General features: G+C 43.4%; 17 protein-coding genes. 5 read left to right on the forward strand and 12 right to left on the reverse strand.

Annotated elements, in window-relative coordinates; genetic code table 11:
- Positions 1–6 precede the first annotated feature (6 nt).
- Positions 7–726: a hypothetical protein gene (locus ACW689_RS14600; protein ID WP_476292632.1), complete on the forward strand. Its 720-nt coding sequence runs from the start codon at positions 7–9 to the stop codon at positions 724–726.
- Positions 727–788: 62 nt separating this feature from the next.
- Here the strand turns inward: ACW689_RS14600 and yjgA are convergent, their stop codons facing one another.
- Positions 789–1,310: a ribosome biogenesis factor YjgA gene (yjgA, locus tag ACW689_RS14605; protein WP_476292634.1), complete on the reverse strand. Its 522-nt coding sequence runs from the start codon at positions 1,308–1,310 to the stop codon at positions 789–791.
- A 132-nt stretch (positions 1,311–1,442) separates the two neighbouring features.
- On the opposite strand from yjgA, the gene pmbA reads away from it, so the two are divergent.
- A complete protein-coding gene (gene pmbA / locus ACW689_RS14610; protein WP_476292636.1) occupies positions 1,443–2,792 on the forward strand; it encodes a metalloprotease PmbA in 1,350 nt (449 codons plus the stop codon).
- A gap of 49 nt (positions 2,793–2,841) precedes the next feature.
- Here pmbA and mgtE read toward each other — a convergent pair whose 3' ends face one another.
- The 11 genes from mgtE to ACW689_RS14665 form a co-directional block, all read right to left on the reverse strand.
- Positions 2,842–4,200: a magnesium transporter gene (gene mgtE, locus ACW689_RS14615; protein ID WP_476292638.1), complete on the reverse strand. Its 1,359-nt coding sequence runs from the start codon at positions 4,198–4,200 to the stop codon at positions 2,842–2,844.
- A gap of 180 nt (positions 4,201–4,380) precedes the next feature.
- Entirely contained in the window at positions 4,381–4,653 is a 273-nt protein-coding gene (locus ACW689_RS14620) for an HPr family phosphocarrier protein (RefSeq protein WP_476292640.1), read from the reverse strand.
- A gap of 4 nt (positions 4,654–4,657) precedes the next feature.
- Positions 4,658–5,503, reverse strand: a complete 846-nt coding sequence (gene rapZ, locus ACW689_RS14625) for an RNase adapter RapZ (protein ID WP_476292642.1) — start codon at positions 5,501–5,503, stop codon at positions 4,658–4,660.
- A gap of 18 nt (positions 5,504–5,521) precedes the next feature.
- Positions 5,522–5,974: a PTS IIA-like nitrogen regulatory protein PtsN gene (gene ptsN / locus ACW689_RS14630; RefSeq protein ID WP_476292644.1), complete on the reverse strand. Its 453-nt coding sequence runs from the start codon at positions 5,972–5,974 to the stop codon at positions 5,522–5,524.
- A 2-nt stretch (positions 5,975–5,976) separates the two neighbouring features.
- On the reverse strand, positions 5,977–6,264 hold the full coding sequence (hpf, locus tag ACW689_RS14635) for a ribosome hibernation promoting factor (protein WP_476292646.1): 288 nt from the start codon (positions 6,262–6,264) through the stop codon (positions 5,977–5,979).
- Between the two features lie 27 nt (positions 6,265–6,291).
- Positions 6,292–7,797, reverse strand: a complete 1,506-nt coding sequence (locus ACW689_RS14640) for an RNA polymerase factor sigma-54 (RefSeq protein WP_476292648.1) — start codon at positions 7,795–7,797, stop codon at positions 6,292–6,294.
- 55 nt (positions 7,798–7,852) lie between these two features.
- Positions 7,853–8,578, reverse strand: a complete 726-nt coding sequence (gene lptB / locus ACW689_RS14645) for an LPS export ABC transporter ATP-binding protein (RefSeq protein WP_476292650.1) — start codon at positions 8,576–8,578, stop codon at positions 7,853–7,855.
- A 2-nt stretch (positions 8,579–8,580) separates the two neighbouring features.
- Positions 8,581–9,108, reverse strand: coding sequence for a lipopolysaccharide transport periplasmic protein LptA (gene lptA / locus ACW689_RS14650; protein WP_476292652.1), 528 nt, complete (start codon positions 9,106–9,108; stop codon positions 8,581–8,583).
- Positions 9,098–9,652, reverse strand: a complete 555-nt coding sequence (gene lptC / locus ACW689_RS14655; protein ID WP_476292654.1) for an LPS export ABC transporter periplasmic protein LptC — start codon at positions 9,650–9,652, stop codon at positions 9,098–9,100. Before lptC ends, lptA begins: the two co-directional genes overlap by 11 nt.
- A gap of 114 nt (positions 9,653–9,766) precedes the next feature.
- Positions 9,767–10,738 carry a KpsF/GutQ family sugar-phosphate isomerase gene (locus ACW689_RS14660; RefSeq protein ID WP_476292656.1) on the reverse strand — a complete coding sequence of 324 codons (972 nt, stop codon included), beginning with the start codon at positions 10,736–10,738 and terminating at the stop codon, positions 9,767–9,769.
- Positions 10,739–10,748: 10 nt separating this feature from the next.
- Positions 10,749–11,705 carry a calcium/sodium antiporter gene (locus ACW689_RS14665; RefSeq protein ID WP_476292658.1) on the reverse strand — a complete coding sequence of 319 codons (957 nt, stop codon included), beginning with the start codon at positions 11,703–11,705 and terminating at the stop codon, positions 10,749–10,751.
- Between the two features lie 181 nt (positions 11,706–11,886).
- Between ACW689_RS14665 and ACW689_RS14670 the strand changes: the two genes are divergently transcribed.
- From ACW689_RS14670 to mlaD, 3 genes are read left to right on the forward strand one after another with little or no spacing between them, the layout of a single operon-like run.
- A complete protein-coding gene (locus tag ACW689_RS14670) occupies positions 11,887–12,729 on the forward strand; it encodes an ATP-binding cassette domain-containing protein (RefSeq protein WP_476292660.1) in 843 nt (280 codons plus the stop codon).
- Positions 12,726–13,505 carry a lipid asymmetry maintenance ABC transporter permease subunit MlaE gene (gene mlaE / locus ACW689_RS14675; protein WP_476292662.1) on the forward strand — a complete coding sequence of 260 codons (780 nt, stop codon included), beginning with the start codon at positions 12,726–12,728 and terminating at the stop codon, positions 13,503–13,505. Before ACW689_RS14670 ends, mlaE begins: the two co-directional genes overlap by 4 nt.
- Before the next feature lie 16 nt (positions 13,506–13,521).
- Positions 13,522–14,067, forward strand: coding sequence for an outer membrane lipid asymmetry maintenance protein MlaD (gene mlaD / locus ACW689_RS14680; RefSeq protein ID WP_476292664.1), 546 nt, complete (start codon positions 13,522–13,524; stop codon positions 14,065–14,067).

Below are 14,067 nucleotides of genomic sequence, written 5' to 3' on the forward strand. Positions count from 1 at the left end.
AGTGACATGTACTTACAAGATATACGTATAGAAAGTTTCCCTGTCGGTCACGGTCGAGTGCAAATGAATTACAGTGGCACCCAGTACTACATGAAGCAGTTGCAAAGCATTGGTACGGCAAAGGTCAGTGATACACCACAAGAAAGCATTGATATTATCAATCGCAGCAAGGTGCCATCGCACACTGAAATGGTTGAGAAACTGGCACCTAATGGTAACCCTGACTTGATCGTTTTGAGCTATTGGATGCCTGACTTAGATACGAGTGTTGGAAATGCATTAGTAACGACTATTTGTGCTATGTGTAATGTGGACGTACAAGAAACATTGGCACTAAGCGAAAATGGGCCTGGCGTGATTTTTAGTGCTTTGGAATATGCACAAAAAGCGCTGGAACGTGGCGATTACGATGAAGTTTGGCTGTTCTATCTCAATCAGTTTCAAGGCGGTAGTGCTGATGATGAGCGCATTTTTTGGCATGAACCAGGGAAAGGCGTTTGGTTGAAATTAACTCGAGAGCCCAGACAATCATCAACGAAAATGCATATTGAACGCGCTGGAGCTTCAATCACACATAAAGGTCATATTGATTTAAGCGATGCTTGGGATGAGATAGCTACGAAACTGAATGAGTTACAAACATTGGGGCAAGGTGATATTTGGCAGCATACTCACCATAATGAATATAGCCAATTGGTGACGTCGTTGAGTGCCGAGAAGTACTAAACCTTTGCAATAAAAAAACCAGCACTCGCTGGTTTTTTTATTTAAATCTATTGCTATCTAGCTCACGGCATCATTGCTGTTTTTAAATATTGGAACAGCTCTTTGTGACCTTTTGCTGGCTTTTCATCCTTGGCTTCTTTCGTCGCTTGGCGCACTAGCTGACGCATCTTTTGGCGTTCTAACGAAGGGTACTCGGCTAATAGTTCGTTGATTTTACTGTCACCTTGGGCGATCAGCTCATTTCTGACTAACTCTATTTTATTGAGCATGACATCCGCTTGATTATTTTTATTAAGCATTAAATCAATCGCGGCTTCAATTTCAGCTACATTGTCAGTCAAACGTAAAGTTTTGGTGATGTAGTTAATATGGCGTCGGTACGCTTCACTTTTTTGGCGGATTTTGTCTGCCACAACCATTGCCTCAAGCAAATCATCACTGAGCGGAAGTTTGTCGCGCTGTTTTTTTGCCATACCAGCAAGGTCTTGGGCCAATTGCTGATACTGTTGCGCGTCGCGTTTTAGCTCACTTTTTGATACGTAGATGATCTCTTCTTCAATGTCAGGTTTGTTTTGCTTAGCCATGATCTGTTTAGGTTTAACCAATTTGTCGTAAGTATATCAATTTTCCGACACAAATGCTTTGCTTGAATGGGGCGATAGTTTCGATGTGTGTTAGCATTAAAAGAGAATAACCATTTTTGAGAGATGATCAGCATGCAGGGATCTCAACATGACCCTATTTATAAGCAAATAGATGAAGTGAAAGAAGCGGTTTCTGAAGTTTTGAGCCTCGCTAAAAAATTAGGAGCAACTTCTGCTGAAGCTGCGATGTCGAGCACGTCGGGACTTTCGGTGAGCACGCGTATGGGTGAGGTAGATACGATTGAGTTCAATCAAGATGGGGGTCTAGGCATCAGTGTGTATGTTGGCAATCATAAAGGTAATGCGTCAACCGCTGATTTAAGTCCACAGGCACTAAAGAGTGTTGTTGAAAAAGCGATAGATATCGCGAAGTTTACCTCGGATGATCCATGCAATGGTGTTGCTGATAAAGCGCTAATGGAGATGAACCCGCCAGATTTAGATTTATATCATCCTTGGGAAGTGACGCCAGAGCAGGGTATTGAGCTGTGCTTGGAAGCTGAAAGAGCGGCGCTAAATGCTGATGAGCGTATTGTAAACTCGGATGGTGCGAGTTTTGCCAGTCATCAAGGTTTAAGGGTCTATGGCAACAGCCATGGTTTTTTAGCTGGTTTTCCTCGTACCCGTCTCACTTTAAGTACCATGGTGATCGGTAAAGAAGGTGAGCAAATGCAACGTGATTCTGCTTACTCAATTTCAAGAGAGCAACAAGGCTTAAAATCGGCGAAAGACATTGGCCTTGAAGCGGCGCAAGCCACTTTAGATAAACTGAATCCCCGCAAGCTCAACACGATGCAAACACCCGTTATATTTCGTGCTGATATCGCGAATAGTTTGTTTGGGCATCTGGTTTCCGCGATTGGCGGTGGCGCTTTATACCGAAAATCGAGCTTTTTACTCGACCAATTGGGCAAGCAAGTATTTAACCCCTGCGTGAATATTTTGGAACGCCCTCATCTACCAAAAGGCCTTGCATCGAGTCCGTTTGATAGCGAAGGGGTAAAAACGGTAGATAGAGATATTATCCACGGTGGTGAATTACGAACTTACCTGCTCGCCAGCTACGCTGCTCGCCGTTTGGGGATGACAGCAACAGGGCATGCGGGAGGTATCCACAACTGGTTAGTGCAACAAACGCATGATGATCTCAACGCGCTGTTAAGAGAGATGGGCACAGGCTTATTAGTGACTGAGTTGATGGGGCAAGGTGTGAGCACGGTGACAGGTGACTACTCTCGTGGCGCGGCTGGTTTTTGGGTTGAAAACGGGCAAATTCAATATCCAGTGAGTGAAATTACTATCGCGGGCAATTTACAAAATATGTTCAAAGGTATTCAAGCTTTAGGTGGCGATATTGAACATCGAGGTGCTGTACAAACGGGATCTGTGTTGATTGATTCGATGCAGGTTGCTGGCGCTTAGAGATAAATATGTCTAGAAAAGGGCCTATCAGGCCCTTTTCTAATGACTATTATATTAGGAACCAAGTAGCGGTGCCGAGGAATGCAAAGATCCCCACGATATCCGTTACCGTTGTAAGAACGACACTGCCAGCTAACGCTGGGTCAATATTCATGCGTTTAAGTATGATGGGAATACTGGCACCAGCGATCCCCGCAGCAAGTAAGTTCATAAACATGGCAAAGGCAATAACGGCACCCAGCACAAAATCCCACTGCCACAATGCGACTACGCCAGCAATCAATATTGACCATAAGACGCCGTTTAGTGCACCGATGGCCAGCTCTTTACCTAAAATAAAGTTTTGGTTGGTTTGGTTGATATGACCAAGTGCAATACCACGAATAACCAAAGTCAGGGTTTGACTCCCTGCAACCCCACCCATGCTTGGTACAATGCCGTTGAGTACCGCTAAGAAAGGCAAAATATCGAGGGTACTCTCGAAAAAGCTGGCGACAAAGGCGGCCAGCAATGCCGTGAGCAAGTTGATCCCTAGCCAAATTGAGCGACGTTTAGAGCTTTTAAAAACTGGTGCAAAGGTGTCCTCTTCGTCATCAAGACCCGCCATGCTCATGAGGCTGTGTTCGGCATCTTCACGGATAACATCAACGATATCATCGATGGTAATACGCCCTAATAGGTGAGCGTTGTCATCCACGACAGCGGCTGAGATCCAATTATGACGTTCAAATAACTGTGCGACTTCGGTTTCATCCATGGTGATTGGGATTGACTCTTTGTCCGTATCCATGAGATCGCGCACCAATTGTTCGGGGGAATTGGTCAATAAACTGTTGAGAGAGAGTGCGCCTATAAAACAGTTATCTTTGTCGACAACGTATAAATCATCAGTTCCGTCTGGCAGTTCTCCTCGAAGCCTTAAGTAACGAAGCACAACATCGAGTGACACGTCTGGACGAATGGTAACGGTGTCGGTATTCATCAAGGCGCCAGCTGAGCGTTCTTGATAGGATAGCGCTTGCGTTGCCCGCTCTCTATCCTGCGCGTCCATGGCCCCGACTACGTCTTGATAAACGGTTTCAGGCAAGCTTCTTAAAACTTCACCAAGGTCATCATCGTCCATGTCTTCCGTTGCTGCGGCGATCAGCTCGGGTTCCATTTGCACGATAATGCTTAAACGCACATCTTCAGATAGTTCTTCTAGAACATCACCTTGAATATCAGGATCAACGAGCTGCCAAAGTTGACGACGAACTTTATGAGGGGATGACTCAAGCAGTAGTGCTGTATCACACGGGGCTGTTTCGGCTAAAATACGCCTGACTTGAACAAATTGCCCACTATTTAGCGCCTGCGTGACCTGTTGCAGTTGTTGTAGTGTGTAGTCTTGTTCAAGGGCTTCAGGCATAGGCTTCCTATTTTTTGTATGTTCTAATTATAAAAATGCCTAATTAAGAAGAAGCTGAAGAAACAGCTATGATTTGAACGGGAAAGTTAGGCACGACATCTTGCATAAGAGTTTAACGTAAATTTAAATGCCTTACCAAGTATCTGGGAGGGAATTTATATTTGTTATCGAATCGCTAACTTATTCTTGCTCATGAAACTTTTGCGCAATTAAATCGCCAATCGCAGCGAGTGCACCTTGTGCATCAGGGCCATCGCACACGACTTTAATTTCCTTTCCTTGGCTACTTTCAAGTAGTAACAATGCGAGTACGCTGTTTCCATCCGCTGATTTATCATCTTGATATAGGGTGATTTGCGCATCAAACTTGTCGGCAAGTTGTGCAAGTACCGAAGCTGCACGTGCGTGTAAACCGCATTTATTCTGAATTAAAAAGGTGTCTTGGCAACGCATAATTCTACTTGTCTTGTTCTCTATGGCGGATCTTAATATTCGGGTGGGTGCGCGCAAAGCTCTCACCAATTGTTTGTGCTAAATAAACGGAGCGATGTTGTCCACCGGTACAACCAATTGCAATGGTGAGATAGCTGCGATTATTACGCTCTAAATGTGGTAACCAAGTTTGCACAAAGGTTTGAATTTGCCAAGTAAACTTTTGCACTATGCTATGGCTTGCTAAGTAATCTTTGACGGGTTGATCAAGGCCAGTTAGTGGTTTTAGCTCAGGCTCCCAGTGAGGGTTGGGTAAAAAGCGTGCATCAAATACATAATCCGCTTCCTTTGGAATGCCGTGTTTGAATCCAAAAGACTGAAAGGTAACGATGAGCTGTTTGTCTTTTTTACCTAGAATACGTTCTCTAATGGTTTCCGCTAATTGGTGAACACTGAGGTCAGTTGTATCGATAAGTACATCGGCACGTGAAGTGAGCACATCTAGTAGCTGTTTTTCTTCACGAATGGCTAAATCTAATGGCAAATCGTTCATCGACAGCGGATGTAAGCGACGAGTCTCAGAAAATCGCTTGATCAAGGTGTTATCATCACTGTCTAGGTAGAACAACATCGGATTAGCAAAGCCCGGTAGATACTCTAGAATATCGTTGAAATCTTGCTGCTCTTTTGGAAGGTTGCGCACGTCTATACTAACCGCAATTTTATCGAAGTTGTCAGATACGCTTCTAACTAATGAAGGTAGTAAGTTAACGGGGATATTATCGACGCAATAATAGCCTAGATCTTCAAGTACACGTAGCGCCACTGATTTTCCTGAACCAGAGCGGCCACTGACAATGATTAATTCCATAATGCTTCTCTTAGTTACCTAGTGTGCTGAAGCAATAATCTCATAAAGTTCATCATCATTGCTAGCGTTCCTTAGCTGTTTACAAAACTCTTTATCGTTGAGCTTGTCTGCAATTTCAGCCAACGTTTTAAGATGTTGTTGGTTATCGCCTTCAGGCACAATGAGCGCGAGAAAAATATCTACGGGCCTATTATCAATCGCATCGAATGGAATACCTTGCTGGTTGACTAACAGCATTGCTGTTACTTGTTCAATACCTGCCATTCTGCCATGAGGGATTGCGATCCCTTTGCCGATCCCTGTACTGCCCAACTTTTCTCTGGTCATTAATGCGTTCAAAATATCGTGCTGATTTAGTTGAGGCAACTGCTCATGCGCCAGTTCACTGATATATTCAAGTACACGTTTTTTGCTATTAAAAAGGACCGCAGCTTTACTGCAGTCCTTGTTTATAATCGAGCTTAGTTTCATGATTAGTGTCGAGTAAGCTTCTCTTTGTGTTTGATCACTTGACGATCTAGCTTATCAATAAGCCCGTCGATCGCCGCGTACATATCCTGATGTTCTGTTGAAGCAAATAATTCTCCACCATTTACGTGCAAGGTGGCTTCGGCCTTTTGGACCAGCTTTTCAACATCTAAGATCACATGTACATTATTGATGTGATCAAAATGCCTTTCTAGCTTCGCAAACTTGTTGTTGACATAGTCTCTTAATGAATCAGTGATTTCTACATGACGACCAGTTAAATTTAGTTGCATAAGCATTTTCCTTCTTTAGTAATACGTCTAAATCAAGCTTTTACGCTGGTTAGACGGTGGAATGGCTAACGACTCCCGATATTTTGCTATGGTGCGTCGGGCCACCTTAATTCCTTGCTCTGCTAATATGTCTGCTATTTTGCTATCGCTCAGCGGCTTGGCTGTATTTTCAGCAGCTATTAACTTTTTGATAAGCGCTCGAATCGCTGTTGATGAGCACTCACCTCCGTTTTCGGTACTTACATGGCTAGAGAAGAAATACTTCAGCTCAAAAATGCCCCTAGGTGTGTGCATGTATTTTTGTGTTGTTACGCGAGAGATAGTTGATTCGTGCATTTCGACCATCTCTGCAACATCGTTTAACACCATAGGTCGCATTGCTTCAGGGCCATGCTCAAAGAATGCCTGTTGTTGTTGCACAATGCAATTGGTAACTTTCATTAAAGTTTCATTTCTGCTCTCTAAGCTTTTAATAAACCATTTAGCTTCTTGTAAATGCGAGCGGATAAACTGACTATCTGAGCTTGATTTTACAGAGCGAGACATGGAGGCATAGTGGTCATTAACGCGAATTTTTGGCATGCATTCTGGGTTGAGCTCCACCACCCAGCGACCTTTCATTTTTTTCACGGATACGTCAGGAATGACGTACTCAGACTCTTCTCGAATGATACTGGCTGCTGGTTTTGGGTTTAAGCTGTGAATGAGTGTCATGACTTCTTTTAACTCGGCTTCTTTAAGCTTTGTTTTTTTCATCAACGTTCGATAATCACGGCTAGCGAGCAAATCTATGTGCTCGTTTAGAATCATTTTTGTTTCATTCAGCCAAGGAGTTGTCTTTTGGTCAAATTGGTTGAGCTGAATACACAAACATTCTTGCAGGTTGCGCGCACCAATCCCGACAGGGTCAAATAATTGAATGCGTTTAAGTACGGCTTCAACTTCATCAAGTTCTATGGGCTCACCAGAATGACCATCATTAATGCTGTCGAGTATTTCTTCGGTGCTTAAGGTTAATGTCCCGTTATCATCAATGGCCTCAACGATAGCCACTGCGATACCATGGTCAATAGGGCTAAATGGCGTTAATTCTAACTGCCACATAAGGTATTCATGCAAGGTTTCGGTGGTTTCACCTTGATAAATTGTTTCATCTTCAGGCATTGGGCCACTGCTAGCGGCTGGTGCCGCACTCATGTATTCGTCCCAAGTGACATCCATAGCCAATTCATCACTAACGGTATCTTTACTTAATGCCGCATCAGAGTCCATTTCATAATCGCTTACCGACTCACTGTCTAGGCCATCGTTATGCCCATCATCTTGGCTGTTATCTTTACCGTTTTTTTCTTGTAACGAGGTATCGAGATCCGCGTCAGATTCTTCTACTTCCAAAAGAGGATTACTGTCCAGTGCTTCTTGGATTTCCTGCTGAAGATCTAGCGTACTTAACTGCAACAGACGTATTGCCTGCTGTAGTTGTGGTGTCATGGTAAGTTGCTGCCCCATGCGCAGCTGTAACGATTGCCTCATGTACCTTTAACAATCCTTCTAATCTCTATTATTATTGTGACCTAGAATGTTTTAACTATAGCCTGAATTGCTCACCAAGGTAGACATCTCGCACGGTTTGATCCGCCAAAACATGCTCTGGCGTGCCCGAGGCGATAAGCTCACCATGTGATACAATATAAGCTTTTTCACATACATCAAGGGTTTCCCGAACATTGTGGTCGGTGATTAGTACACCAATGCCACGATTTTTTAAATGTTCGATAATTTTCTTTATATCTAACACTGAAATTGGATCAACACCAGCAAAAGGCTCATCTAATAGGATAAATTTAGGATTTGCGGCTAAAGCGCGAGCAATTTCTACTCTGCGACGCTCACCACCAGACAGAGCCATACCTAAACTATCTCTAATGTGTTGAATATTAAACTCATCTAACAACTCGTTCACTATTTGCTCGCGTGCTTCTTTATTAAGCGAGTTACGAGTTTCTAAAATAGCCATGAGATTTTGATAAACGGTTAGCTTTCTAAAAATGGATGACTCTTGAGGAAGATAGCCAATTCCAAGTCGAGCACGGTTGTGCATCGGCAGTAAGGTGATGTCGTGGTCATTGATGCATACAGAGCCATGATCGCTGGGTACTAATCCAACGATCATATAAAAGCTCGTTGTTTTTCCTGCACCATTTGGACCGAGCAGCCCAACAATGCTACCAGCTTCAACACTTAGGCTTACATTTTTAACGACCTGTCGCCCTTTATAGCTTTTTGCTAAAGCAGTTGCTGTTAACACGCTCATGCTTAATTACCTTTGCCTGTTTGCTTTGGGGCTTTTTCTGGAACCAAAATCGTGTGGACTCGCGCGTTGTCTTGCTCACCACGTTCTGCACTGATCAGCTGTTTTTCCATATCATATGTTATTGACTGTGCGCGAATAATTTGACCAGCTTGGTTGATTTTGGCATCTCCTTTGATCACTAAAGTGCGGTTGGCTACGTCATAGCGAATTTCTTGCGCACTTGCGGTCAGTTCTGTTCCGTCCGGCTGTTTTTCCGAAAATCGAGCAGGAGAACCCGTTGCCACCAGTAACTGTTTATTGTCACCAAGCTCTTCTCTTCGATGTACTTCTAGCTTATCGGCATTGATTTTTCGACTGCCGTGAATGATCTCGACATTTTGCTCGAAAATGCCAATATTGGTTTTCAATTGAGCTTGTTGTTTGCCTGCTTTAATTGATACCTCATTGACAGGGTTTGTTGATTGAGCTAGTGCGAGCTGGCCGAATAGTAGGCTGACCACCGCGAGAGAATACATGAGTTTATTGGTCATAATAAATAGTTCGAGTATGGTTAATTAGTTCGATAATATCTGTGTTTAAATCGGCGTAAAGGCCTTTGCCGTTAATTTTCAGGCTAGGTCCTGTGATCTCTACGGGTCGCTCCGATTGCATCAAACGTTCTTTTATTTCAACACGGATATTGTCTGCTTTTATCAAGTTAATCATTGCACCTGTCGTTAGGTTTTTTGCCTCAACATTGCCTTCCAACATAAGCGTATTATTTTCGTATAGCGTTGCTTCCGTTGCTGATATCAGCCAATTCTGTGGGCCGTTATAGAGCGTAAAAACGGGTTTAGTAAAATGACTAAAGCCCAGCTCTTGATACAATTCCATTTTGTCTGCAGTCACCGTGTAACTTTTGACGCCTGTTTCATTGTATGATGTTTGCTGTAATTGCATTGCGATGTAGTCGGGCTTAGCGATAACATCATTTTGCTTATTGTCTTGGCTATCATTTTGCGTCAAGTAAGGATACCAAAGCCATGTCATTGCGATGACAAAAATCGCGAATATGAGCACCCGAGTGTTACTCATAATACATATCTCAACATGAAAAGCTGCCAAATGCTGCACATATTATCACCATAGTCGTGGCGTTCTGAACTATTGATGAATGATTTCACTGTGTTTATAACGCGTGACATCATGCTAGAGCACTCCTGCACGTAACAAATCCTGTGTGTTTAGGGCCCCAATGGGACGCTTTTCATCATCTATGACTACCAAACCATTAATTCGTTTCGTTTCCATAATATTAAGTGCCTCTGCAGCTAACATGTGCTCTGTTGCTGTGGTGCAGTTAACTGTCATGGCTTTATGAATAAGTGTGGCATGTAAATCGATGCGTTGTTCGATAATACGGCGTAAATCACCATCGGTAAAAATACCGAGTAGCTGTCCTTGTTCATTGATGATGGTGGTCATACCAAGCCCCTTGGAAGACATTTCAAATAGGGCGTCCTTGATGCTACTTAAATGGGAAACTTTTGGGACTTGTTCATCTGTGTGCATGATATCACCCAGTGTGAGTAGTAAACGTTTGCCTAATGAGCCACCTGGATGAGAAAGGGCAAAGTCATCTGCCGTAAACCCTCTGGCTTCTAAAAGCGCGACGGCCAATGCGTCGCCCATTACCAGTGTTGCAGTCGTGCTGGCTGTTGGAGCAAGTCCAAGAGGACATGCTTCTTGGGATACGGCAATGCATAAATGAATATCAGATAATTTTGCCATCGAAGATTCAGTGTTTCCTGTCATAGAAATGGTTTTGGCACCAATGCGTTTGATGACAGGAATGATATTGAGTACTTCGCTTGTTTCACCCGAGTTTGAGATGAGCAGCACAACGTCTTGTTTGGTGATCATACCTAGGTCGCCATGACTTGCTTCACCCGGGTGAACAAAAAAGGCTGGGGTGCCGGTGCTAGCAAAGGTCGCTGCAATTTTATTGCCGATGTGGCCCGATTTACCCATACCTATAACTATGGTTCTGCCTTCACAATCAAAGATGGCCTGACATGCGGCAGCAAAATGTTGATCTATATATTGGCCAATTTCTTGGATCGCTTGACGCTCTATATCAATAACGCGTGTGGCTGTATCTTTAAACTGCTTAGATAGCATGGCTAAGATCCTAGATAATGTAATACATGTAACCAATAAAGCAGCCCAGTAACAAGGCCCCTTCAAAACGATTAATACGACGTGTCCCCGTCAAACTTAAGCTCATTAGCACTAGCGCTAATGTCGCTGTGAGCATTATATATATATCTCTTGTGGCAATATTGGCGTCGATAGTTGCAGGATTGATAATGCCAGCGATAGACAACACTGCGAGAATATTGAATATATTAGAGCCAATAATGTTGCCTAGTGCAAGATCGTCTTCTTTTTTTAACACGCCCGCCACACAGGCGGCTAACTCGGGCAAGCTGGTTCCAACCGCGATGATGGTTAAACCAATCAACAAATCGCTCATACCAAAATACTTGGCAATATCAACGGCTGCATCAACTAAGTAGCCTGAGCTTAAAGGCAAAAGCACCATACCAACAATAAGCCAAAACAGTGCTGTAGAGGTTGGCACATCATTCGGTACTTCGTCGCACGCTTCGCTAACGAGTGGGTCATCCCCACCATAGCCTTTTTTAGTGATAACTATCAGTGCAACAAGGAAAGCAATAAAGCCTATCAGCAGTGCTATACCTTCGTAAAAGCTAAAGTGGTTATCACTGACAATAAACCAAGCGGCCAGCGACACTAATATGAGTAATGGCATTTCTCTTTTTAAGATACCAGAACTGACTGACAGAGGCCTCAGTAGCGCTGTTATGCCCAAAACGAGTAATATATTAGCGATATTAGATCCTATCGCATTCCCTACAGCGGTGTCCGTTTTGTCAGCAAGCGCAGCCTGCCCAGCAACCATCATCTCAGGTGCTGACGATCCCATTGCTACGATTGTTAAGCCGACGATTAGGGTTGGCACGCCAAAGTTTTTAGCTAAGGCTGCTGCTCCGTATACGAAACGATCGGCGCTCCAAACAAGTGCTGCAAATCCAAGGATCAAAATGACAAAAGATAAAACCATAAAAAGAGAAGCCGATTGATTAACTAACGTTGGCGCAAATAGTATCAAATACACTTGCAAAAGTATAAGTAATTGAAGGCTTTTAGGGGGGAAGTGACAAGTTATTCAGGATTTACTCAGTCACGCTATATTACAAAATTTTACGAAAACTTTTTTCCTTAAAAGGGCAAAAAATCGTATTATGACAAAATCAGAAAAAGTAGATGTGGAGAGCGACTTGTCGCAAGCAATTGTAGAAATCAAGGATGTGACGTTTTCACGCGGTGATCGGATCATCTATAAAAACATGAGTTTCTCCGTTCCAAAGGGAAAAATCACGGCCATTATGGGCCCAAGTGGCATAGGTAAAACCACCATGCTGCGTTTGATTGGTGGGCAATTGAAGCCCGATCAAGGTGACATTCTTTTTGAAGGGCAAAGTATTCCCAGTATGTCGCGAAAAGCGCTATATGATATTCGCACCAAAATGAGTATGTTGTTTCAAAGTGGCGCATTGTTTACCGATATGTCGGTATTTGACAATGTGGCTTTTCCACTGCGTGAGCATACCAAGTTAAGTGAAGAATTAATCCGCCTTGTTGTATTGATGAAACTACAGGCAGTGGGGTTGCGCGGTGCTAAAGATTTAATGCCATCAGAATTGTCTGGAGGTATGGCGCGCCGTGCAGCATTGGCAAGAGCAATCGCCCTTGACCCTGAACTTATCATGTATGATGAGCCCTTTGCTGGGCAAGACCCAATTTCAATGGGGGTTTTGGTAAAGCTAATAAAATCACTTAATGAAGTACTTGGACTATCATCGCTTATCGTTACCCACGATGTGACCGAAGTATTGAGTATCGCGGATCATGTCGTGATCATCGCTGAGCAGGGCGTAATAGGTAGCGGTACACCAGAACAGATGCTTCAGCATGAATCTGAGTTGGTGCAGCAGTTTTTACAAGGTCTTTCAGATGGCCCGGTACCATTTCACTATCGCGCGAAAGGTTACGAAGAGGAGTTGTTATCGGGAGTGGCATCGTGATTAATTTATTACAAACCATCGGTCACAAAACGCTTAGTCGTTTTGCTTCTCTTGGCCGTGCTACACGTATGTTACTTGGTGCTCTGGTGAGTGTGCCTAATTTACGTAAAGGACCTGCTTTATTAATCCGTCAACTTTATATGGTAGGCCATCAGTCATTGCTGATCATCATGGTATCGGGTTTATTCATTGGCATGGTGTTAGCACTTCAGGGCTATACCGTATTAGTCGGTTACGGCGCTGAGGATAGCTTAGGGCCTCTGGTTGCATTGAGTTTGTTACGAGAGCTTGGCCCTGTGGTAACGGCATTATTGTTTGCAGGCCGAGCTGGTAGTGCTCTGACTGCAGAAATAGGCTTGATGAAAGCAACGGAACAGCTCTCTAGCTTAGAGATGATGGCAATAGACCCATTGCGTCGCGTGATTTCGCCACGTTTCTGGGCTGGCTTTATCAGTATGCCATTACTGGCACTAATATTTTCTGCGGTTGCTATCTTAGGGGCTCATTTGGTTGGAGTTGATTGGTTAGGTGTTGATTCAGGTAGTTTCTGGTCAATTATGCAGTCGCAAGTTTCGTTCGAAAAAGATATTTTAAATGGCATGATTAAGAGCTTTGTGTTTGCCCTTATCGTGACGTGGATAGCGCTCTATAAAGGCTATGATTGTATTCCCACATCGGAAGGGATCAGCAAAGCAACAACAGAGACTGTGGTGCATTCTTCATTGGCGGTATTAGGGTTTGACTTCCTACTAACTGCTGTGATGTTTTCAGGTTAAAAGGTTTTAAATACAAATGAATACACGGAAAATTGAAATATTAGTAGGGTTGTTTGTGGCGCTTGGTGTTGCTGCTTTTGCTGTTTTAGCACTTAAGGTCGCTAACTCAGGCATCAGCGGTAATGGAGAGACTTACACGTTAAACGCCAAGTTCGAAAATATTGGTTCATTAAAAACACGCGCACCGATAAAAGTCGGTGGTGTGGTGGTCGGCCGAGTAGATGGCATTAGCATTCATCCACAAGAATTTGTGCCTGTGGTGTCAATGAGTATCGATGCAAGCTATGAATGTCAGTTTTCAGATACGACGTCAGTGTCTATTCTTACTTCAGGCATTTTAGGTGAACAATACTTAGGTATTTCTCCTGTTATTGCCTCAGAGTCGGCAAAACAAACTTGTTTAGGTAATGAAGTATCTGGAAACGCTGGCTCTGAGCTAGATGACTTGTTTGGTGTTGAAAGTAAGGCGTTGAAAGATGGTGATCTTGTGACAGATACGAAATCAGCGCTAGTACTGGAAGAGCTAATAGGCCAGTTCTTATTTAACCAAGGTAGTGAGTAA

Source organism: Pseudoalteromonas sp. ABE4_541 (genome assembly GCF_056312285.1).

Coding starts and splice junctions, on each gene's coding strand:
- ACW689_RS14670 (WP_476292660.1), top strand. CDS start 11,887: ATGACAAAATCAGAAAAAGTAGATGTGGAGAGCGACTTGTCGCAAGCA.
- mgtE (WP_476292638.1), bottom strand. CDS start 4,200: ATGCCTGAAGCCCTTGAACAAGACTACACACTACAACAACTGCAACAG.
- lptA (WP_476292652.1), bottom strand. CDS start 9,108: ATGACCAATAAACTCATGTATTCTCTCGCGGTGGTCAGCCTACTATTC.
- ACW689_RS14660 (WP_476292656.1), bottom strand. CDS start 10,738: ATGCTATCTAAGCAGTTTAAAGATACAGCCACACGCGTTATTGATATA.
- hpf (WP_476292646.1), bottom strand. CDS start 6,264: ATGCAACTAAATTTAACTGGTCGTCATGTAGAAATCACTGATTCATTA.
- ptsN (WP_476292644.1), bottom strand. CDS start 5,974: ATGAAACTAAGCTCGATTATAAACAAGGACTGCAGTAAAGCTGCGGTC.
- mlaD (WP_476292664.1), top strand. CDS start 13,522: ATGAATACACGGAAAATTGAAATATTAGTAGGGTTGTTTGTGGCGCTT.
- pmbA (WP_476292636.1), top strand. CDS start 1,443: ATGCAGGGATCTCAACATGACCCTATTTATAAGCAAATAGATGAAGTG.
- ACW689_RS14600 (WP_476292632.1), top strand. CDS start 7: ATGTACTTACAAGATATACGTATAGAAAGTTTCCCTGTCGGTCACGGT.
- ACW689_RS14640 (WP_476292648.1), bottom strand. CDS start 7,797: ATGAGGCAATCGTTACAGCTGCGCATGGGGCAGCAACTTACCATGACA.
- ACW689_RS14665 (WP_476292658.1), bottom strand. CDS start 11,705: ATGGTTTTATCTTTTGTCATTTTGATCCTTGGATTTGCAGCACTTGTT.
- lptC (WP_476292654.1), bottom strand. CDS start 9,652: ATGAGTAACACTCGGGTGCTCATATTCGCGATTTTTGTCATCGCAATG.
- lptB (WP_476292650.1), bottom strand. CDS start 8,578: ATGAGCGTGTTAACAGCAACTGCTTTAGCAAAAAGCTATAAAGGGCGA.
- ACW689_RS14620 (WP_476292640.1), bottom strand. CDS start 4,653: ATGCGTTGCCAAGACACCTTTTTAATTCAGAATAAATGCGGTTTACAC.
- rapZ (WP_476292642.1), bottom strand. CDS start 5,503: ATGGAATTAATCATTGTCAGTGGCCGCTCTGGTTCAGGAAAATCAGTG.
- yjgA (WP_476292634.1), bottom strand. CDS start 1,310: ATGGCTAAGCAAAACAAACCTGACATTGAAGAAGAGATCATCTACGTA.